This is a genomic window from Xanthomonas sp. WCS2018Noco2-27, assembly GCF_031843525.1.
Classification (GTDB): domain Bacteria; phylum Pseudomonadota; class Gammaproteobacteria; order Xanthomonadales; family Xanthomonadaceae; genus Xanthomonas.
Map to the genome: position 1 here is coordinate 155727 of NZ_JAVTIK010000008.1, position 20546 is coordinate 176272.

15 protein-coding genes are annotated in these 20546 nt (G+C 64.7%); 12 read left to right on the forward strand and 3 right to left on the reverse strand.

From position 1 onward, the window contains the following. The first annotated feature begins 31 nt into the window (after positions 1 to 31). From RQH86_RS14565 to folK, 4 genes are all read left to right on the forward strand, one after another. Positions 32 to 1843, forward strand: a complete 1812-nt coding sequence (locus tag RQH86_RS14565; protein ID WP_311238967.1) for an ATP-binding protein — start codon at positions 32 to 34, stop codon at positions 1841 to 1843. Further along, positions 1840 to 2280, forward strand: a complete 441-nt coding sequence (locus RQH86_RS14570) for a response regulator (protein ID WP_055850673.1) — start codon at positions 1840 to 1842, stop codon at positions 2278 to 2280. The genes RQH86_RS14565 and RQH86_RS14570 overlap by 4 nt, the downstream gene beginning before the upstream one ends. A 3-nt stretch (positions 2281 to 2283) precedes the next feature. Next, positions 2284 to 3786, forward strand: a complete 1503-nt coding sequence (locus RQH86_RS14575) for a response regulator (RefSeq protein ID WP_311238966.1) — start codon at positions 2284 to 2286, stop codon at positions 3784 to 3786. Between the two features lie 93 nt (positions 3787 to 3879). After that, a complete protein-coding gene (gene folK, locus RQH86_RS14580; RefSeq protein ID WP_311238965.1) occupies positions 3880 to 4389 on the forward strand; it encodes a 2-amino-4-hydroxy-6-hydroxymethyldihydropteridine diphosphokinase in 510 nt (169 codons plus the stop codon). A 285-nt stretch (positions 4390 to 4674) separates the two neighbouring features. Here folK and RQH86_RS14585 read toward each other — a convergent pair whose 3' ends face one another. Beyond that, complete coding sequence (locus tag RQH86_RS14585; RefSeq protein ID WP_055850677.1) at positions 4675 to 5412, reverse strand: pteridine reductase; 738 nt, start codon at positions 5410 to 5412, stop codon at positions 4675 to 4677. Between RQH86_RS14585 and RQH86_RS14590 the strand changes: the two genes are divergently transcribed. Beyond that, entirely contained in the window at positions 5411 to 6664 is a 1254-nt protein-coding gene (locus RQH86_RS14590; protein ID WP_311238964.1) for a class I SAM-dependent methyltransferase, read from the forward strand. The genes RQH86_RS14585 and RQH86_RS14590 overlap by 2 nt on opposite strands. Then, on the forward strand, positions 6652 to 7065 hold the full coding sequence (locus RQH86_RS14595; protein ID WP_311238963.1) for a VanZ family protein: 414 nt from the start codon (positions 6652 to 6654) through the stop codon (positions 7063 to 7065). The genes RQH86_RS14590 and RQH86_RS14595 overlap by 13 nt, the downstream gene beginning before the upstream one ends. Before the next feature lie 241 nt (positions 7066 to 7306). On the opposite strand, the gene RQH86_RS14600 is transcribed toward RQH86_RS14595, so the two are convergent. Both RQH86_RS14600 and RQH86_RS14605 read right to left on the reverse strand, forming a co-directional pair. Continuing rightward, complete coding sequence (locus RQH86_RS14600; protein WP_311238962.1) at positions 7307 to 9352, reverse strand: TonB-dependent receptor; 2046 nt, start codon at positions 9350 to 9352, stop codon at positions 7307 to 7309. A 191-nt stretch (positions 9353 to 9543) separates the two neighbouring features. After that, on the reverse strand, positions 9544 to 10404 hold the full coding sequence (locus RQH86_RS14605) for a 2OG-Fe(II) oxygenase (RefSeq protein WP_311238961.1): 861 nt from the start codon (positions 10402 to 10404) through the stop codon (positions 9544 to 9546). A 187-nt stretch (positions 10405 to 10591) separates the two neighbouring features. On the opposite strand from RQH86_RS14605, the gene RQH86_RS14610 reads away from it, so the two are divergent. The 6 genes from RQH86_RS14610 (at position 10592) to gspF (ending at position 20533) form a co-directional block, all read left to right on the forward strand. Then, the gene (locus tag RQH86_RS14610; RefSeq protein ID WP_311238960.1) at positions 10592 to 12058 is read left to right on the forward strand and encodes a hypothetical protein; all 1467 of its coding nucleotides are present in this window, start codon (positions 10592 to 10594) and stop codon (positions 12056 to 12058) included. Positions 12059 to 12136: 78 nt separating this feature from the next. Continuing rightward, positions 12137 to 14791, forward strand: coding sequence for a TonB-dependent receptor (locus RQH86_RS14615; RefSeq protein ID WP_115527043.1), 2655 nt, complete (start codon positions 12137 to 12139; stop codon positions 14789 to 14791). A gap of 158 nt (positions 14792 to 14949) precedes the next feature. Further along, complete coding sequence (locus RQH86_RS14620) at positions 14950 to 15777, forward strand: type II secretion system protein N (protein WP_311238959.1); 828 nt, start codon at positions 14950 to 14952, stop codon at positions 15775 to 15777. Further along, positions 15774 to 17849, forward strand: a complete 2076-nt coding sequence (gene gspD, locus RQH86_RS14625) for a type II secretion system secretin GspD (protein WP_311238958.1) — start codon at positions 15774 to 15776, stop codon at positions 17847 to 17849. Before RQH86_RS14620 ends, gspD begins: the two co-directional genes overlap by 4 nt. 4 nt (positions 17850 to 17853) lie before the next feature. Continuing rightward, complete coding sequence (gene gspE / locus RQH86_RS14630; protein WP_311238957.1) at positions 17854 to 19347, forward strand: type II secretion system ATPase GspE; 1494 nt, start codon at positions 17854 to 17856, stop codon at positions 19345 to 19347. Then, positions 19334 to 20533, forward strand: coding sequence for a type II secretion system inner membrane protein GspF (gene gspF / locus RQH86_RS14635; protein WP_311238956.1), 1200 nt, complete (start codon positions 19334 to 19336; stop codon positions 20531 to 20533). The genes gspE and gspF overlap by 14 nt, the downstream gene beginning before the upstream one ends. Positions 20534 to 20546: the final 13 nt, after the last annotated feature.

A 20546-nucleotide genomic window follows, 5' to 3' on the forward strand; every position in this document is an offset into this window, starting at 1 on the left:
GCACGTGCAGCGAACGGATACAGACCTAGCAATGCAGACAACGGTCCAAGCAGACAGATGGGATCGCTGGCGCCTGCCCTTATTGGCGGTTGCCGTGTGCCTCATTGTGGTGGTGCCGTCGTTGCTGCTGCAGCAGATGGCGCGCAACGCCAATCAGGCGGCGGTGTGGGTGTCGCATAGCCAGGAAGTGCAGGAAACCGCGCAGCGGTTGGAAGCGGCAATGCGCGATACCGAATCGGCCGCGCTGATGCGCTCGCACGGCGTGGAGCGCCCGGCGTTGCTGGAACGCATGCGGCGTGGCCGGCGCGAGTCGCTGGCTGCGGTCGAGCGATTGATCGAACTGACCAAAGACAACCCGGCGCAGCAGGTGCGCATGGGGCGTATCCAGAGCACCATCGAGCGTCGGCTGTTGCTGGCCGAGCGGATTGCGGTGACCACCGGGCAGGCACAGATTCGCGCGCTGATCGACGATATGACCTTGAACAACCCGATCCGCGTGTTGATCGATGAGTTGCAGGGTGCCGAGGGCCGGTTGCTGACCCTGCGCAACGCGCGCGCGGACACCGAGCGCCTGCACTACGCGGTGCTGAGCTGGGCCGCGCTTGCCGTGCAGCTGCTCTTGCTGGCGACAGTGATTTGGCTGCTGCAGCGGCAGATCCGCCGCCGTCTCGCCGCCGAGCAGGAATATCTGCGCGCCAGCGGCCGTGCCAGCTCGGTGCTGCAGACTGTGCGCGAGCCGATCGTGTTGCTGGATACCAATCAACGCATCGTGCTGCACAACCCCGCCTTCGCCGAGTTGTACGGCCTGGAGGAGCGCGGCAACGAATTGATGGCGCTGGAAGATGTGGGCGAGGGGGTCTGGCGCGATCCGCTGTTCCATCAGCGCCTGGCAGACGTGTTGCTGCGCGGCCGCGAGCTGTGGGACTTCGAGCATGAGCAGCGCGCCGCCGATGGCGTGTTGCGCACCATGCTGATCAACGCCCGCCGCATGCCGCTGCCGGACACCGTCGACGAAGACGTGGTACTGATGACGGTCAGCGACATCAGCCTGCAAAAGGCCTCGCAACTGCGCATCCAGGAGCTCAACCGGCAGATGGAGGGCAAGGTGGAGCAGGTGTCGGAGGTCAACCGCGAACTGGAAGCCTTCAGCTATTCGGTATCGCACGACCTGCGCGCGCCGTTGCGGCATGTGGCCGGTTTTTCGGACAAGCTGGCGCGCCATCTTGGCGATGCGGCGGACGAAAAATCGCGTCACTACATGGAAGTGATCAGCTCCTCGGCGCGGCGCATGGCGTCGCTGATCGACGACCTGCTGGTGTATTCGCGCCTGGGTCGCAGCGCGTTGCGGCTGCAGGCGGTGGATATGCAATCGCTGGTGGCCGAGACGCGTGCGATCCTGGATTCCAACGTGCAGAGCGAAAATACCGGCCACCGTGTGGACTGGCATGTCGCGCCGTTGCCGGTGCTGGTGGCCGACGAAAACATGATGCGCCAGCTGTGGATGAATCTGCTGGGCAACGCGGTCAAGTACAGCGCCAAGCGCGAGGTGGCCAGGATCGAGGTCAGCTACACGCCGATGGCCGACGGCGGCCATCAGTTCAGCGTGCGCGACAATGGCGCGGGCTTCGACATGGAGTACAGCGGCAAGTTGTTCGGCGTGTTCCAGCGCTTGCACAAGGCGAGCGAATACGCTGGTACCGGCATCGGTCTGGCCAGCGTGCGGCGCGTGTTGACGCGTCACGGTGGCCGCATTTGGGCTGAAGGCGTCGTCGATGAAGGCGCCACGTTTTATTTCGAGCTTCCTCCCGCGCTTGAAGCGCCCAATCAAGAGTTCAGTGTATGACCGCCATCCGTACCATTCTTCTGGCAGAAGACAGCCCGGCCGATGCCGAGATGGCAGTCGACGCTCTGCGCGACGCCCGTCTTGCCAACCCCATCGTGCACGTCGAAGACGGCGTGGAAGCCATGGATTACCTGCTGCGCCGCGGCGCCTATGCCAACCGCGAGGAAGGCCTGCCGGCGGTGCTGCTGCTGGACATCAAGATGCCGCGCCTGGATGGGCTGGAAGTGCTCAAGCAGGTGCGCAACGATGAGGCACTCAAGCGCCTTCCGGTGGTGATCCTGTCGTCCTCGCGCGAAGAGAGCGATCTTGCCCGCAGCTGGGACCTGGGCGTCAATGCCTACGTGGTCAAGCCGGTGGATGTCGATCAATTCTTTACTGCGGTCAAGACGCTCGGCACGTTCTGGGCGGTGATCAATCAGGCACCGGAGCTGGACTGACCCATGCCGCATGAGGGTGGCAAACTGGAGCAGCTGAAGATCCTTCTGGTGGAAGATTCACCGGAAGATGCCGAGCTGTTGTCCGATCAGTTGCTCGATGCCGGCATCGATGCGGCGTTCGAGCGCGTGGACAGCGAGCCATCGCTGCGCAGCGCGCTGGAGGCGTTTCAGCCGGACATCGTGTTGTCGGATCTGAGCATGCCCGGATTTTCCGGCTATCAGGCACTGCGCCTGGTGCGTCAGAACGGTGCCACCCCCTTCATCTTCGTCTCCGGCACCATGGGGGAGGAGACGGCGGTCAAGGCGCTGCAGGACGGTGCCAACGACTACATCATCAAGCACAACCCCACGCGGCTGCCGAGCGCGGTAATGCGCGCCATCCGCGAAGCGCGTGCGGAGCTCGAGCGCCAGCGTGTGGAAAGCGAGCTGATGCGTGCGCAGCGACTGGAAAGCCTGGCGATGCTGGCGGCCGGCCTGAGCCACGATCTGCGCAACATCCTGCAGCCGCTGCTGATCGTGCCCGACCTGCTGGCCGGGCGGACCGACGACCCGCAGCTGCGTCAGCTGGCCAATGTGGTGGCCGAATGCGGCCGGCGCGGGCATGACATGGCCGAGTCGATGCTGTCGTTTGTGCGTGGCTCCAACAAGCCGCGCGAGCAGGTGTCCATTGCCAAACTGTTCCAGGCGGTGCAGATGCTGCTGCGGAGCAGCCTGCCCGATGGCGTGCGGCTGCAGATGGACATGATCGCCTCGGATCTGACCATCGAAGCCAACTACACCGAATTGCAGCAGTGCTTGCTCAACCTGGGCTTGAACGCGATCCAGGCGATGCCTGGCGGCGGCACCCTGGTGCTGTCGGCCGATCGCTTTGATGCCACGCGCGTGCGTATGAGCGTGGCCGACACCGGCGTGGGCATGACCGATGAAACGCGCGCTCGCCTGTTCAGTCCTTTTTTCACGACCAAGGCCGATGGCACCGGGTTGGGATTGATTTCGTGCAAGCGCATCGTGGAAAGCTACGGTGGCAACATCCAGGTCGACAGCCGGCTGGGCGAAGGCACGCGCTTCGACATGATCGTGCCGATGCGCGCGGCCTCGGTGACCATTGCCGATACAGAACCGCCGCTGGCGCTGGGCCAGGGGCAGCGCATTCTGCTGGTGGATGGCGAAGCCACGCGGCTGTCGTTGCTGGGTAATGCGCTGTCCAGCCAGGGCTATCAGCCGCAGCTGGCTACCGATGGCGCCGCTGCGCTGCAACTGGTGCAGCAGCACGCGATGCCGGATCTGGTGATCATCGACAGCGACATCATCTTGCTATCGGCGGTGAGCGTGCTGCTGAGCATGCAGGAGCTGGGCTACCAGGGTCCGGCGATCGTGCTGGAAGACGTCGGCGCGCCGCTGCAGCGTGTGCATTTTCCGCCCGACATCCCGGTGCACGTGTTGCGCAAACCGCTGGAAATGCGCCGTGTATTTCGCGCGGTAGCGCACGCGCTGGAAATGGCCTGAGCCCACGCACGCACGCGCGCTGTGCGTGCGCCGATGGGCCCGCATCGCGCAGCAACAGTTGACGCTGACGCCGGCCGCATGCGCGAATACCGCATGACCACCGTGCTCCTCAGCCTCGGCAGCAATGTCCAGCCGACTCACTACCTGCGCTTGGCCGTCGCTGCCTTGCGCGCGCGCTTCGGCCAGCTCGACGTCTCCCCGGCGTATCGCACGCCGGCGGTGGGCTTCGATGGGCCGGACTTCGTCAACAACGCCGTTGCCTTGCAGACCGATCTGGACCTGCACGCGCTCGACCAGTGGCTGCATGCGCTGGAAGACGCGCATGGTCGCGATCGCAGCGGGCCGCGTTTCAGCGACCGTACGCTGGACGTGGACGTGGTTTTTTTCGGCGATTGCATTGTCAAAGGCCCCGGGCATCTACGCATCCCGCGTCCCGAGCTCAAGCATGCCTTTGTGCTCAAGCCGCTGGCCGATATCGCGCCGGACTTTGTCGACCCGCTGAGCGGACGCACGCTCGCCGCGCTGTGGCAGGCGCATCCGCAGTACGGCAGCGCATTTGCGACAGTGCAGCTGGATGCGTCTGCGCTGAGTGCCGCGCAGTAGCGCAGGTGTGCAGTGCGGCGGGTTGTGCTGCAATGTGGTGGTGAAGGGATGTCAATTCGGCGCGGATCGGCCTATGCGCTTTCGCACGCCGATCGCTGACGATGCACCTCACGTAGCGCGTGCGTTCGTGCGACGTCCGCTCTAGAGCGGACGAAAAAACGTGGTGAGCAGTCGTCAGGCAGCTGTGGGCATCGCACTCAGAGCCGCAATGTACGAGTGGCACTACCGCACCGAGCATCGGCCGCGCGCGCCTGGTGGTGAGCGCAGTCGTGTTGCTAGACGCTCTCAGCTGAGCTGACGGCCGCCATCCACATGCAAGGTCTGGCCAGTGATGAAGCTGGCATCGTCCAGCAACCAACGCACCGCCTCGGCGATTTCTTCCGGCGTGCCGATGCGCGCCAGCGGCGTGCGGGCGAGCAGCGCCTGCTTGGCGTCGGATGATTTGCCTTCTTCCGGCCACAGAATGGCGCCGGGCGCGACGGCGTTGACGCGGACCTGCGGTGCCAGCTCCAGCGCCAGCGAGCGGGTCAGCATCTCCAGCGCGCTCTTGGAGGCACCGTATAGCGGGTGGTTGCGCATCGGCTGCTGTGCATGCAGGTCGGTAAGGTTGACGATGGCGCCGCGGTGCTGGCGCAGCTGCGCAGCAGCGGCCTGGGCAATGAAGAACGGCGCGCGTGCATTGACCGCGAATAGCTCGTCCCACTGCGCCGGCGTGGCTTCGCCCACTGCGGTGGGATAAAACGCCGAGGCGTTGTTGACCACGCCATCCAGGCGGCCGAACGCGTCGATGCACGCGGCCACCAGTTGCGCCGGTGCGTGCGGCAGGCGCAGATCCGCGTGCAAGGCCTGCGCGCTGCCTGCGCGCTGCGCGCACAGCTCGGCCACGCGTGCGCGTAGCGCGTCGGCGGACTGATGCGCATGCAGGGCAACGCGGTAGCCGGCGGCGTGCAGCGTGGTGGCGATCTGCGCGCCGATGCGGCGGCCTGCGCCGGTGATCAACACCACCTTGGAACTGTCTGTCATGACGTACTCGCTCGGCGTTGCAAAGGGCTCGGCTATCCTGTGCATTGTCCCCGCAACCGGTGCCCGCATGCACGCCGACCTCCCCACCCCCGATTCGGACGCGCTGGCGCACAGCGACCGACTGGCTGCGCATGTGCGCGCCGAAATTCAGGCCGCCGGCGGTGCGATCCCGTTTTCGCATTTCATGGAGCTGGCGTTGTATGCGCCGGGCCTTGGCTATTACAGCGCCGGGTCGAGCAAGTTTGGCGAGGCCGGCGACTTCGTCACCGCGCCCGAGCTCGGCCCGTTGTTTGCGGCCACCGTGTCCGGTGCGCTGGCACCGGTGCTGCAGCAGCTGGGGCCGCAGGCGCGCATGCTGGAAGTGGGTGGCGGCAGCGGCGCATTTGCCGAAGTCATGCTCAAGCGGCTGCTGGAGCTGGATGCATTGCCCGAGCGGTACGCGATTCTCGAACCCAGTGCGGACTTGCGCGAGCGTCAGCGCGAGCGCCTGGGACGCAGCCTGATCCCGCCGGTGTTCGATCTGGTCGAATGGCTGGATGGCCCGTTCCCGGACGATTGGGACGGCGTGCTGTTCGCCAACGAGGTGATCGATGCGCTGCCCACGCCGCGCTTTGCGATCCGTGAGGGCGAGGTCTACGAAGAAACCGTGGTGCTCGATGCGCAGCAGCAATTTGCGCGTGGCGAGCAGCCGGCCGATGCGTTGTTGAGCGCGGCGGTGCGGCATCTGGAGCGCTATCTCGATCAGCCCTTCGCCGATGGCTATCGCTCCGAGTTATTGCCGCAGCTGCCGTACTGGATCCAGGCGGTGGCCGGCGGCCTGAAGCGCGGTGCGATGGTGTTCGTCGACTACGGTTATCCGCGCGGCGAGTTCTATCGCGCGCAGCGCGAGGACGGCACCTTGCGTGCGTTCTATCGCCATCGCATGCATGAGGACCTGTATCGCTGGCCCGGCCTGCAGGATCTGACCGCGTCGGTGGATTTCACCGCGCTGGCGGAGGCCGGTACCGGTGCCGGTTTTGAGCTGGCGGGTTACTGCACGCAGGCCAGTTTCCTGCTGGGCAATGGCCTGGACGCGTTGCTGACGCAGGCCGATACGCGCACCGATGAAGTGGGGCGCATGCGTCTGCGTGAGCAGATCAAGCGGCTGACCTTGCCCAGCGAGATGGGCGAGCGTTTCCAGGTGATGGGCTTCGCGCGCGATGTGGATATTGCGCCCGCATTTCTGGCCGGCGATCTCACATGGCGGCTGTAACGCAGACGCTGCGCCCGTTTCATCGGCCGCGATTGTGGGTGGCGTTGTGGATCGCTGCGATCGTGGTGGTGATTGCGGTCTGTCTTGGGCCGCCGCCGGAGATTCCGGAGCTGCCGGATAACAGCGACAAGGCCGAGCATTTTTTGACCTTCGCATTGTTGTGCTGGGGCGCGGTGCAGTTGTTTGCCACCCGTCGCGCGCAGGTCGTTGCAGCCATCGGATTGGTGGCCTTGGGAATCGGCATCGAGATCGCGCAGGGCGCACTGACGACCAATCGAAGCGCCGACCCATACGATGCGCTGGCCGACACGCTGGGTATCGTTGCCGGCCTGTGCCTGGCATGGACGCCGCTGCGCTTTGTGATGTTGCGGATCGATCAGCGGCTGTTTGCGCGGCGTTGAGTTGCGTGCGCGTGTTGGGCATGCGAATGCAAACGCAGTCACGCGTGCAGCGTTGTTGCCAACGGAACGGCGTTGCTTCCGACCGCGTATTGATGCGCTGGCATGGCCGCAAGCACTGAATCGCTGCAGGAGCCGACTGCAGTGCCTGACATCGCAGATCCGTGGCATGGCTGCTGCGTTGTGCAGCAGCCATGCCGTCATCGCCCAATGAGGTACTGGTCCCGGCTTGCGGATGCCGGAGTTACAGCTTCATGTTCAAGCCGAGATAGAGCTGGCGCCCTGCCGCTGGCGAAAACATCGGCTGCGCTTGAGTCCAGAAGAAACTGTCGTACCACACGTAGGCATACTCGCGACCGGTGGCATTGCGGACCTGCAGATCCACGCTCCAGGCAGGATTGATGGTGTATCTGGCGGTGAGATCCAGGGTGGCAAAGCCACCGTATTTGCCGGCTACATTGCGTTCTTCCAGATAATAATCGCCTTGCGCACGGCCCTGCATCCCCAAGCGCAGCGCATCGGTTGGCCGGTACTCGACGCCGATGTTGCTGATGTAACGCGGCGTTGCCGCCACCTCGCGGCCGACCAGCGACACGCTGGCATCGCGGTCGTCGCGTTCGATCTTCGCTTCCTGATACGCGTGCGATGCCCATAGCGTCCACTTGTCGCCCAGCTGCGCGTTGATCTGCGCGTCCACGCCACGTCGGCGTGTCTTGCCCAGGGTGACCGTGGTGCCGGTGGCGGGCATGTTGGAAACTTCGTTGGCCGCGTCCTGCTGCCACACCGCGATGCGCGCCTGGCTTCCGTGGAACGGGCTGAATTTCATGCCCAGCTCCATTCCGGTATTGGTGGACGGGCGCACGTCCGGTTGCCCGGCGGTGAGGTAGGCCGGTGCGGTGGACCCGGTCAGTACTTGGAAAGTACGGCCCCAGTTGGCATAGACGTTGGTGGTCGGGGTGAAGGCGTAGACCAGGCTCAGTTTGGGCTGCTCGATGGTGCCGTAGCGCTGCAGCGGTGCACGCACCCCGCCCGGCAGTTGGGTGTCGCCATCAAAGCGATCCACGCGGTAGGCCGGCACGATCTTCAGCGCTTCGATGGGCTGATAGATTGCCTGCACGTACGCGCCCCAGTTGTCGAAGGTATGGCGGTCGTCGTTCTGGATGCGCGCCGGCGTGGCATTGAAGTTGGTGGGCTCGGCATAGCGGAAGCGTTCGCGTCGGTAGGCGTTGTCCTGATGCTCATAGTTGACGCCGCCTTCCAGGGTGAGTGTGTCGCTGCTGCGCCAGGTCAGCGTGTTGAGCATGCCGATCTGCGTCTCGTCCCAGCTGCGGCGCTGGCGTGGTGCGTTGCCGGTGGGCAGGTCGCTGAAAGTCACCTGGCGGTCGTCCAGATAACGGTTGTAGTAAAGCTTGGTGCCCAGAAACAGGTTCTCGGCCAGCTTCAAATCCATGTGGATGCCGACCTGACGCATGTCGCGGTCGTCGCCATCGTTGCGGTTGCGCAGGTCCGAGCTGCGACGGTCGGCCCGCATTTCCGCTGCGGTCATGAAGCCGGGTTCGTCGGCTTCGTTGTGATAGACGCGGGCGGTCAGGCCGATGCGCATGCCGTCATCGAGAGTGCCGTAGAACCATTTGCCGCCCAACGAATACTTGCTGGAGGTATCGTGGTCGCGGTAGCCATCGGAGGCCTGCACGCCGATGAAATAGTTCTGCGCGAACCCGTCGCGCTCGCGGCCCACGGCCAGCTGCGCATCGCGGGTATTGAAGCTGCCGTAGGTCAGACGCGCATCGGTGTAATTGCCGCCCTGACGCGTGCCGAAATTGATGTTGCCACCGATATTGTGCAAGCCGTAGCGCGGATCGTTGGTGCCGCGCACCACCTCGATGTAGCTGATTTCCAGCGGGAACAGCATGTCGATGAAGCGCTGGTTGCCGCTGTTGACGTTGCTGGGGATGCCATCGATCAGCGTCTTGATGGCATTGAGGTAGCCCTCGCCATTGAACGCGCGAAAGCTGACCTTGCCCGATTCGGCGCCTTGCCGGGTTTCGGTGAGCTGGATGCCCGGCATCTGCCCGAGCAGCTCCCAGCTGTAGGACACGTTCTTGTCTTCGATCTGGTCGGCGCCCAGCACGTCCACCGAGGTCAGCACCTGATGTGCGGTGAGTTGGCCTTCGCCATGCTGGTGAACATCGACCTTGCCGAGCGTCAGTGCCGAATCCGACGACTGCGCACGCGACTCGGCGACAAACAGGACGGCAGCCACTGCCGCCACGAGAATATGGATCTTCATGGATCGAACGACACCGATGCGGGAGGAGCTGATCACCCCATGTGTCAGCTGATGCAATATTATAACATATGTGACGCGCGTCTCTAGCGGCGTGCTGGAGCGGATGGCATGACGGGACGCGGTGCGCGCCGCAATGGGCGCGCCGGGCGCTGTGTTGTGCGACGAAGCTGGGTGTTGGGCGCGTTGCGCGATCAGTCCGGCAGGCACGCCGCGCGCTCGCGCAGCCACTTGGTCGCCACCCACTTTTCGCCGGCCAGGACTGGGGCGCCGGCATGCAGGCTGCGTGTCATCGGGTGCGGGCGGTCGTAGCTGAAGAACACCGCGTTGCCCTTGATCGCGGCGATGTCCAGCTGCACATCGGGAAAGCGCGTGGCCCCGCCGCGGTCGGGCGTGTTGAGGTACATCACCAACGAGGCGACGCGTTGCCCGCCGGCTTGCAGCAACACCGGCGTGCCGGCTGCGTCGGGGTCGAAGTAATCGTAGTGCGGCTGATATTCGGCGCCGGTGGTGTAGCGCAAGACCTGCAAGCCTTCGCCGTGATCCACCGGCCAGTCGAGCAAACGGGCGATACGCGCTTCGATACGTTGGCAGAGTGCATCCTGCCCGAGTTGCAAACACATGCTGTCGCTGGTGCGTGCGGCATGCACCACATGTGCGCCGTTGGCGTTGTCTACGGTGCGCGAGCGCGCAAGGCGCGGCTGCGCAAGGGCGATCACTGCATCGCATTCGGCATCGGATAAAAAGCCACCCAGCACCATCACGCGCGGCAACTGCATGCGCATCAACACGCGCACCTGGCGATCGCCCAGATCCAATAGCGACGCATCGCTGTCCTGCAGCAGCGCCGGCACGCGCACCGGCATCGGCAATCCATGTGTCTGCGCGTGCTGCTGGATGTGCGCACGCACCAGCGCTTCGACTGCATCGATGGCGTCCTGCATGTTCCAGCCACGATCCAGCAGCGGTTGCAGCGCGTGCTCGGGCGGTTGGCCGGCCAAGGCCTGCGCCACGATCCAGTCGGCCAGGGCGCTGGGGATATCGGTGAATGTCATCCCGCTACAGTGCATGCCAACGTGTGGCAACTATGTGTCAAATGTGTCGTGGTAAGACAAATGCAACAGACGGCCCCTATAAAGGTGACGGGGATCTTGAACGTGCTCGCCACTGCAGTGAGCGGAACGCAACCAATTCTTGACGACTCCTCTTCATACCGGACCCTTTGACCTGGAGATCAGCCGCATGTCCGTTCGCAACAGCAGCAAGACACTTCTCATGACCTTTAGCACCGCACTGGCGTTGTCTGCCTGCGGTGGCGGTGCCGACCGTGTCGCTTCGCCTGGCGAGGGCGCGTTTCCGCCCGCACCGGCACCGACCCCGGCGCCCACGCCTGCACCAACCCCGGCTCCGACACCGACCGGCCCGGCTGCGGATTGCCCCACCGGTTTTTCCAACGTCGGCACCATTGCCAGTAACACGCTGCGCGCCTGCCAGTTGCCGGAGACCATTACCGGCAATCTGGTGGTGCCCGCGCGCGCCGGCACCGCGTATTCGATCAGCGGCCGCGTCAACGTCGGCACCGATCGCGGCGGCAACGCCATCGCGCCGGCGGCCGGCAGCACGCAGGGCGTGTTGACCATCGAGCCGGGCGTCACCTTGTATGGCTCGGCGGGTAGCGACTACATCGTGGTCAATCGTGGTTCGCAGATTTTTGCCGAAGGCAGCGCGACTGCGCCGATCGTCTTCACTGCACGTCAGGCGCTGGATGGCACGGTCAGCGCCAACACCATCGGCCTGTGGGGCGGCATCGTGGTGCTGGGCCGTGCAGCGATCAACAACTGCCCAGGCGCCACCGTGTCGGGTACACCCGAATGTCAGGCGCAGGTCGAAGGCACTAACGCGTTCTACGGCGGCAATAGCGCCACCGATAACAGCGGGTCGATGCGCTACCTGCGCGTGATGTATTCGGGTTTCGAAATCTCGCCCAACAACGAGCTGCAGGGCATCACCCTGGCCGGCGTGGGCAGCGGCACGCGTCTGGACTACGTGCAGATCCACAACAGCTCCGACGACGGGATCGAATGGTTTGGCGGTACGGTCAACGGTAGCCACGTGGTCATCACCGGTGCCGACGACGATTCGCTGGATACCGATGCCGGTTGGAGCGGCGCATTGCAGTTCGGCATCGTGGTCCAGCGTGCTGGCGGCGGCGACCGCATGAACGAGTGGAGCAGCCTGCGTCGTCAGCCGTATTCGCGCCCGAAGGTGGCCAACTTCACTTACGTGGGCAATGCCCGCACGGGTGCGGCGATCATGCTCAACCAGGGCACGCAGGCCGCGTTCTACAACTCGGTGTTCACCCGTCCGGCCGGTGGCACCGGCGATGGTCTGGTGTGCTTCAACCTGGCCGATACCGATACCTTGGGGACGTTCAACTCGGTGTTCTTTGCCTGCCCGACCGCGTTCGGCAGCGACCCGCGTGCGGCCAGCCAGTTCGCTGCCGGCACCAACAATGTGGCCAACGGCGTGTCCACGCTGCAGAACACCTTCATCAATGGCGCCAACGAAACTGCAGTGCCGGCGTTCCAGGGCTTGAACGGCGTGAGCAGCTTCTTCCAGCAGGTGAACTACATCGGTGGCGTGCGTGATGCCAACGACACCTGGTGGCAGGGCTGGACCTGCGGGCTGACCGCCGATCGCCCCTGCTGAGGCACTGCATCGCACGGCGGCCATCGCGTCGCCGTGTAATGCGTCCAGCTTCATCTTTCTGTTGTCAGGGCTCCCACGATGCGAACCTTCGCTGTTGCCCGTCTTTCGCGGACGGGCCTGTCTCTTTCCATTTCCACCTTGCTGCTGTCCGGCGCCGCCATGGCGCAGTCGACCAGCAGCGATGCCGCTGGCGGTAGCAGCAGTTCCAGCGCTGCTGCCATTGCGCCCAAGCAACTCGATCAGGTCGTGGTGCGCGGCGAATACATTCCCGAACCGATGCTGCAAACCTCCGAAGTGGCCTCGTTCATCACCCGCGAGGACATGGAGCGCACCGGCGACAGCAGCGCTGCGGTAGCGCTGACGCGTGTCACCGGGCTGAGCCTGTCGCGCGGCAAATACGTGTACGTACGCGGCCTGGGCGAGCGCTATTCGTCGGCCTTGTTCAACGGCTCGCCACTGCCCAGCCCGGAGCCGATGCAGCGCGTGGTGCCGCTGGATCTGTTTCCCAGCGATGTGCTGCAAAGCGTGACCGTGCAAAAGACGTATTCGGCCGACTATCCGGGCGAATTCGGCGGCGGCGTGATCGATCTGCAATCGATGACGGTGCCGGACAAACCGTTTCTGTCGCTCACCGTGGGCGGCGGCGCCAATAGCGTCAGTACCGGCGAGAAGGGCCTGACGTACTACGGTTCGGGCGATGACGAGTGGGGCTATGACGATGGCACGCGCAAGCAACCTGCCGCGTTGCGCGATGCGATCCGCACCGGGCGGCGCGTGGACCTGGGCAGTTTTTCGCGCGAGGACATCCGCCGCATCGGCCGCAGCATGAACAACGCCAACCTGTATGTACTGCAGGAGAAGGACAGCATTGACCCGGACGTCAATGTCGGCGGCAGCGCCGGCTACAGCATGGACATCGGCGAGGCCAAGCTGGGCATTCTGGCCGTGGCCAGCTACGACAACGAATGGCGCACGCGTACCGGCAAGCAGCAGGACGGCATCTTTGTCGGCGACAGCGTGGAGTTCAATTCCAACTACGACTTTGCGACCACACGCAACAACGTGCGCACCAACGGCATGCTCGGCCTGGGCTGGGAATATGGCCGCCACAAGATCGGCTGGACCACCTTGTATGTGCACGACACCCTGAAGGTGGCGCGCAGCCGCGCCGGCCGCGATGAACTGGCCGGGTTCGATGTGCGCGACGACAACACCGAGTGGTATGCACGCCAGTTGATCAACAACCAGCTGCTTGGCTCGCATGCGTTTGGCGAATACGACGATCTCAAGATCGAGTGGCGTGCCGCGGTGGCCAACGCCAGCCGCGATGTGCCGTACGAAACCGGCATACGTTACGAGTTGCTCGATGGCTACTGGGCGCACGACGCCTCGCGCGTGCAGAACTACACACGCTTCAGCAAGGTCGATGACAAAGTCGCCAGTGGCGGGGTGGATGTGACCTGGCGGCTGCCGATCGAACACGACCTCACCGTCAAGGGCGGCTTGGCCTATCTGGATAACGACCGCACTGCATGGAGCCGCGAGTTCCGCTTTCTGGCGCTGGACGGCCCGTTGCCGTTCTTGAACCAGTATCAGCGCGTGGATTATCTGATCTCCGACTACAACCTCAGTAACGATCTGCTGCGGCTACGCGAAACCACCGGCAGTTTCGGTGCGGCCGCGTACGACGCGACGTTGAAGGTCAAGGCGGCGTATCTGCAGGCCGAAGGCGAAATCGTGCCGACCCTGCGTGCCACCGTTGGCGTGCGTTACGAGGACGCCACCCAGGCGGTGCATCCGTACGACATCTTCAGCGGCGCACGCCAGGACAGCGTGGCACCGTTGCAGAACAGCTATGCGTTGCCATCGGCCACGGTGACCTGGAACTTTGCCGACAACCAGCAGCTGCGCTTCGGTGCGTCCAAGACGATTGCGCGGCCGCAATTCCGCGAAATGGCACCGCAGCAGTATCTGGACCCGGATATCGACCGCCAGTTCTTCGGCAACCCGTTCCTGATCGACAGCGAACTGGTCAATCTGGATGCGCGCTACGAATGGTTCTTCGAGCCGGGCCAGTACGTCACCGTCGGTGCGTTCTACAAGGACATCGACAAGCCGATCGAAGCCATCGTCAACGATGCACCCGGCGGCGGCATCGTGCAGAGTTTCATCAATGCGCCCAAGGCCACGCTGTACGGCATCGAGCTGGAAGCCAAGAAGTATCTGGACGTGCCGGTCGCAGCCGATTGGTGGGGCGACAAGCGCCTGTTCGTGTCCGGCAACTACACGCGCACCAAGTCCGAGGTGAGCGCCAGTGCCGGCGACACCGTGCAGCCGTTCGGCTTCAGTGCACCGGTGCAGGCCAACCTGTTCATTCGCGACGGGTCCGCACTGCAGGGGCAATCGGACGATATCGCCAACCTGCAGATCGGTGTGGAAAGCGAGAGCACGCATAGCCAGGCGACCTTGATCGCCAACTACGTGGGCGAGCGTATTTCTGCGCGCGGTCGTCCGGGTCAGCCGGACTACATCGACAAGCCGGGTACATCGCTGGATCTGGTGATCAAGAAAGGCCTGGTGTGGTCGGGCGATACGCTGTCGGTGAACTTTGCTGCACGCAATCTGCTCAAGACCAAATACCAGGAGTTCCAGCGCGTGGGCAGCAACCGGGTGGATCTGTACACCTACCAGCCCGGCATCAGCTATGACATCAGTGTGACAGCGCGTTTCTGATCTCTCAGACGCCTGCAGAAACGCAAACGCCCGCTGTGCTTCGCATGGCGGGCGTTTGCGTTTTGCCGCATGTCGGAGTGTGTCGGCTTGTGTCATCGATTTCTTCGAACTGACACATTGCTGCCGCATTCTGTCATCCGATCGCAATCCTGAGACGGATGTCCGCTTTGCACCCCGCCTTGCCCCCGTTGACCACCGTCATGTCGTCGCATGCCGCACGCACGGCACTGGTCTGTGCGCTGGTCGCGTTGCTGGCACTGCAAGGGCTGCGATTGCTGTGGTTGGTGATGACGCCGGTCGGTCCGGTGGGTCATGCACCGCCGAGCGCTGCCACGACATCCGACCTGTCTGCATTACGCCGCGACGTGTTCTATCGCAGCGTTGGCGACAGCAATAGCAATAGCAATAGCGACGGTGTGGAGCTGCACGGTGTGCGCGCGGGTGCTGCGCAGGCAGCGGCCTACCTGAGTCTTGGCGATGGCCGGCAAGGCGCCTACCGCATTGGCGATACGGTGATGCCCGGCGTGGTGTTGCAAGCGGTCGCTGCTGACCATGTGCTGTTGCGCACCGGCAGCGGCGTGCGCCGCCTGGCACTGCGCGATGCGGCAGCGCCGGCGCTTGCGACAACGCCATCGTCAGCGAACACAGCGGCAGCAGGTATCGCATCCGGCGTGATGTCCAACGTAGGCAATGCGACGGCAGCAGCAGGCGCAACCGCGGTCGACCCGCAACAGCTGTTGAGCAGCGCCGGGCTGCGCGCAAGCGCGGATGGCAGCGGCTTCACCATCATGCCGCGTGGCGATGGTGCGCTGTTGCGCCAGGCCGGGTTGGAAGCAGGCGATGTGCTGACCCAGATCAACGGCCGCACGCTCGATGCAGAACACCTGCGCGAGTTGCAGGACGAACTACGCGATGGCCAGGCGGCCACGCTGACCTATCGCCGCGACGGCCAGACCCACACCATGACCTTGAAGCGCCCGCAATGACCGCTGTTCGCCCCTTATGGCTGTTGTCGGCCACGTTGCTGTGCATGTGTGCCGTCGCACCGGTGGTGTCGTTGCAGGCCGCCGATGCGCCTGCCGTGCGCCTGCAGGACGTGGACCTGCGTGCCTTCATCCAGGATGTCTCGCGCGCTACCGGCATCACCTTCATCGTGGACACCCGCGTGCAGGGCACGGTGAACGTGGCGCGCGCGCAGGTGATGAGCGAAGCCGATCTGCTCGGCATGCTGCTGGCGGTATTGCGTGCCAATGGTTTGATTGCGGTGTCCAGTGGTCCGTCGACGTATCGCATCATTCCCGACGACACCGCTGCACAACAGCCGGGCAGTGCCGCCAGCGGCAATCTGGGGTTTGCCACGCAGGTCTTCACGCTGCAGCGCGTGGATGCGCGCAGCGCCGCAGAAATCCTCAAGCCGCTGATCGGGCGTGGCGGCGTGATCATGGCGCTGCCGCAGGGCAATAGCTTGTTGATTGCCGATTACGCGGACAATCTGCGGCGCATTCGCGGGCTGGTGGCGCAGATCGATACCGACCGTGCGGCCATCGACACGGTGACCTTGCGCAATAGTTCTGCGCAGGAGCTGGCACGCACATTGACCTCGCTGTTCGGCCAGGCAGGCGAACGCAGCGCGGTGTTGTCGGTGTTGCCGGTGGACAGCAGCAACTCGTTGATCGTGCGTGGTGACCCGGCGCTGGTGCAGCGCGTGGTGCGCACCGCGATGGATCTGGATGGGCGCGCTGAGCGTCGCGGCGATGTCAGCGTGGTGCGGTTGCAACACGCCAGCGCCGAGCAATTGCTGCCGGTGCTGCAACAGTTGGTCGGGCAGACGCCGGGCAATGAGGCGCAAGCCGGGCAGGACGCGCGCTCCACTGCCGTGGATGTGGCAGCCGCCGGCACCGCACAGACCCAGGTGATTGCGCCTGCCGCCGGCAAGCGCCCGGTAATCGTGCGCTACCCCGGCTCCAATGCCTTGATCATCAATGCCGATCCGGAAACCCAGCGCGCCTTGATGGATGTCATCCGCCAGCTGGACGTGCATCGCGAGCAGGTGCTGGTGGAGGCGATCGTGGTGGAGATTTCCGACACCGCGGCCAAGCGCTTGGGCGTGCAGCTGCTGCTGGCCGGTCGCAATGGCACCGTGCCGTTGATCGCCACACAGTACAGCGGTGCACAGCCGGGCATCGTGCCGCTTGCCGCCGCAGCGGCCGGTACGCGCAGCGGCAATGACGATGACGATTCGGTGCTGGAGCAGGCGCGCAATGTGGCCGCGCAATCGCTGCTGGGGTTGAGTGGCGGCTTGATCGGCCTGGCCGGGCAAAGCAACGATGCGGTGTTCGGCATGATCATCGATGCGGTCAAGAGCGATACCGGCTCCAATCTGTTGTCCACGCCGTCGATCATGACGTTGGACAACGAACAGGCACGCATTTTGGTGGGCCAGGAAGTGCCGATCACCACCGGCGAAGTGCTGGGCGCGGCCAACGACAACCCGTTCCGCACCATCCAGCGCCAGGACGTGGGCGTGGAGCTGGAAGTGCGCCCGCAGATCAATACCGCCGGCGGCATTACGCTGGCGATCAAGCAGGAAGTCTCGGCGATTGCCGGGCCGGTGAGCGCGCAGTCGTCGGAACTGGTCTTCAACAAACGCCAGATCGAAACACGGGTGGTGGTGGAAAACGGCGCCATCGTCGCGCTCGGTGGACTGCTGGATCAAAACGACCGCCAGACCGTGGAAAAGGTGCCGCTGCTGGGCGACGTGCCGGGCCTGGGCGCACTGTTCCGGCACAAGTCGCGCAACCGCGACAAGACCAACCTGATGGTCTTCATCCGCCCTACCATCATCCGCGATGCCGCCGATGCGCAGCGCATGACCGCACCACGCTACAGCTATCTACGCGACCGCCAACTGGCCGACGGCGACCCGGAAGCGGCGCTCGATGCCCTGGTACGCGACTATCTACGCGCGCAGCCGCCGCAGTTGCCGGCCGGGCCATCGCCGGTGGCGCCGGCACCTGCAGCCACGCCTGCACCCAGTGCACGCCCCGTGCAGCGCTGATGCCATGAGCACTGCGCACGCCAGCATTTCCTATGCGTTCGCCAAGCGCCATGGCGTGGTGCTGCTCGGTGCCGACGACATTGCACAGATCGGGCTGCGTGATGGTGCCGACGTGCACGCCTTGATCGAGTTGCGTCGTGCGCTGGGCATGCCGTTGCAGGTGCGCACGCTGGCACCGGCGGTGTTCGACCGGCATGTGTCGGAGATCTATGCCGATGCTGGCATGGAGCAGGGCGTGCAGGTCGAAGCGCTGGATCTGCATGGCAGCCTGGATGCATTGATCGACGATATTCCCACCGCCGATTTGCTCGACAGCCAGGACGATGCGCCGATCATCCGCCTGATCAACGGCATCATTGCCGAAGCCGCACGCCTGGGCGCGTCCGACGTGCATCTGGAATCCTACGAATCGCGACTGCGCGTGCGCCTGCGCGTGGATGGAGTGATGCGCGAAGCGGCTACGTTGCCCGGACGCATCGCACCGCTGCTGGTGTCGCGCGTCAAGGTGATGGCCCGCCTGGATATCGCCGAAAAACGTGTTCCGCAGGACGGCCGGGTGTCGCTGGTGATGGGCGCAAAGGCGTTGGACGTGCGCGTGTCCACCTTGCCCACGCGCAATAGCGAGCGCGTGGTGCTGCGCATCCTGGACAAGGAGCAGGGCAGCTTGTCGTTGACCCAGTTGGGCATGCCCGCGGCAGTGATGCATACCGTGCAGCGTGCATTGCAGGTGCCCAACGGCATCGTGCTGGTGACCGGCCCCACCGGCTCGGGTAAGACCACCACCTTGTACGCCGCGTTGAGCCTGCTCAACGATGGCTCACGCAATATCCTCACCGTCGAAGACCCGGTGGAATACGCCATCGACGGGGTCGGCCAGACCCAGGTCAACGCGCGTGTGGGTATGACCTTCGCCGCCGGCTTGCGCGCCATCCTGCGGCAGGACCCGGACGTGGTGATGATCGGCGAGATCCGCGATGCCGAAACCGCGCAGATCGCGGTGCAGGCCAGCCTCACCGGCCACCTGGTGCTGTCCACCGTGCACACCAACGATGCGGTGGGCGCGGTCACGCGTCTGCGCGACATGGGGATCGAACCGTTTCTGCTGGCATCGAGCCTGCGCCTGATTCTGGCGCAGCGGCTGGTGCGGCGGCTGTGTCCGCAATGCTGCACGCCGCGGCCACTGGATGCAGCCGCGCGGCAGCTGCTTGCGGTCGACGACGATGGCAGTGCAACCGTCTATGCAGCGGTGGGCTGCGCGGTGTGCCATCACAGCGGCTATGCAGGGCGCGTGGGCATTTACGAAGCCATTGCGGTGGACGATGCGCTGCGCCGCCTGATCGGCGACAACGCCGACGAAGATGCGCTGGCGGCAGTCGCGTTCGCACGCGCGCCGCGGTTGGGCGATGCCGCACGCGCAGCGGTGCTGCAGGGGCTCACCACGCTGGAAGAAGCCTTGCGCGTCACCCGCCAGCAGGACGATGCGCATGCCGCGGTTTGATTACACCGTGCTCGATCTGCAGGGGCGCAGCCGCCAGGGCGTGATCAGCGCCGACAGCGTGCACAGTGCGCGCGCCCAGCTGGAGCAGCGCCAATGGGTGCCGGTGCGCATCGCTGCCGCAGCAGCTGCATCGACCGCCGTGCATGCGGCACGCTTCAGCGGCAAGGATCTGGTGTTGTTCACGCGCCAGCTGTCGACGCTGGTGGAAACCGCGCCGTTGGAAGAAGCCTTGCGCACCATCGGCACGCAATCCGAACGTCGTGGCGTACGCCGCGTCACCAGCCAGACGCATGGCTTGGTGGTCGAAGGCTTTCGCCTATCCGATGCGATGGCACGCCAGGGCAAGGCATTTCCGCCGCTTTATCGCGCCATGGTGGCCGCAGGCGAAAGCGCTGGCGCGTTGCCGCAGGTGCTTGAACGGTTGGCCGATCTGCTCGAGCGACAGGCGCAGGTGCGCAGCAAGCTGCAGTCCGCCTTGGTCTACCCGGCCGCGTTGGCGTTGACGGCCGGTGCGGTGGTGATCGTGTTGATGACCTTTGTCGTGCCCAAGGTGGTGGACCAGTTCGATTCGATGGGCCGCGCCTTGCCATGGCTCACGCGCGCGGTGATCGCGGTGTCGAACTTCCTGCTGCATGCCGGCATTCCGTTACTGGTTGCGCTGGTGATTGCGGTCATCGCCGCGTTGCGGTTGCTCAAACGCCCGGCGTTGCGGCTGGCTGCGGATCGCGCACTCTTGCGCGCGCCTTTGCTTGGCCGGCTGATCCGCGACCTGCACGCCGCGCGCATGGCGCGCACTTTGGCGATCATGGTCAACAGCGGCCTGCCGCTGATGGAAGGCCTGATGATCGCCGCACGCACGGTCGACAACCGCGCATTGCGGCTGGCCACCGACAGCATGGTCACCGCCATCCGCGAGGGTGGCAGCCTGGCCGCGGCGATGAAGCGCGCCGGCGTGTTTCCGCCCACGCTGCTGTACATGGCGTCCAGCGGCGAAAACAGCGGACGCCTGGCGCCGATGCTGGAACGCGCTGCCGATTATCTGGAGCGCGAGTTCGAATCCTTCACCACCGCGGCGATGAGTCTGCTGGAGCCGGCCATCATTGTGCTGCTCGGCGGCGTAGTGGCGGTGATCGTGCTGTCGATCCTGTTGCCCATCCTGCAATTCAACACCCTCGCGCTTGGCTGAGCGCGGCCGCTTT

Excerpts from the sequence above, each read along its gene's own strand:
- gspD (WP_311238958.1), top strand. The coding sequence starts at position 15,774 with ATGACCGCTGTTCGCCCCTTATGGCTGTTGTCGGCCACGTTGCTGTGC.
- folK (WP_311238965.1), top strand. The coding sequence starts at position 3,880 with ATGACCACCGTGCTCCTCAGCCTCGGCAGCAATGTCCAGCCGACTCAC.
- RQH86_RS14605 (WP_311238961.1), bottom strand. The coding sequence starts at position 10,404 with ATGACATTCACCGATATCCCCAGCGCCCTGGCCGACTGGATCGTGGCG.
- RQH86_RS14620 (WP_311238959.1), top strand. The coding sequence starts at position 14,950 with ATGTCCGCTTTGCACCCCGCCTTGCCCCCGTTGACCACCGTCATGTCG.
- RQH86_RS14595 (WP_311238963.1), top strand. The coding sequence starts at position 6,652 with ATGGCGGCTGTAACGCAGACGCTGCGCCCGTTTCATCGGCCGCGATTG.
- RQH86_RS14570 (WP_055850673.1), top strand. The coding sequence starts at position 1,840 with ATGACCGCCATCCGTACCATTCTTCTGGCAGAAGACAGCCCGGCCGAT.
- RQH86_RS14565 (WP_311238967.1), top strand. The coding sequence starts at position 32 with ATGCAGACAACGGTCCAAGCAGACAGATGGGATCGCTGGCGCCTGCCC.
- gspF (WP_311238956.1), top strand. The coding sequence starts at position 19,334 with ATGCCGCGGTTTGATTACACCGTGCTCGATCTGCAGGGGCGCAGCCGC.
- gspE (WP_311238957.1), top strand. The coding sequence starts at position 17,854 with ATGAGCACTGCGCACGCCAGCATTTCCTATGCGTTCGCCAAGCGCCAT.
- RQH86_RS14610 (WP_311238960.1), top strand. The coding sequence starts at position 10,592 with ATGTCCGTTCGCAACAGCAGCAAGACACTTCTCATGACCTTTAGCACC.
- RQH86_RS14600 (WP_311238962.1), bottom strand. The coding sequence starts at position 9,352 with ATGAAGATCCATATTCTCGTGGCGGCAGTGGCTGCCGTCCTGTTTGTC.
- RQH86_RS14615 (WP_115527043.1), top strand. The coding sequence starts at position 12,137 with ATGCGAACCTTCGCTGTTGCCCGTCTTTCGCGGACGGGCCTGTCTCTT.
- RQH86_RS14590 (WP_311238964.1), top strand. The coding sequence starts at position 5,411 with ATGACGTACTCGCTCGGCGTTGCAAAGGGCTCGGCTATCCTGTGCATT.
- RQH86_RS14575 (WP_311238966.1), top strand. The coding sequence starts at position 2,284 with ATGCCGCATGAGGGTGGCAAACTGGAGCAGCTGAAGATCCTTCTGGTG.
- RQH86_RS14585 (WP_055850677.1), bottom strand. The coding sequence starts at position 5,412 with ATGACAGACAGTTCCAAGGTGGTGTTGATCACCGGCGCAGGCCGCCGC.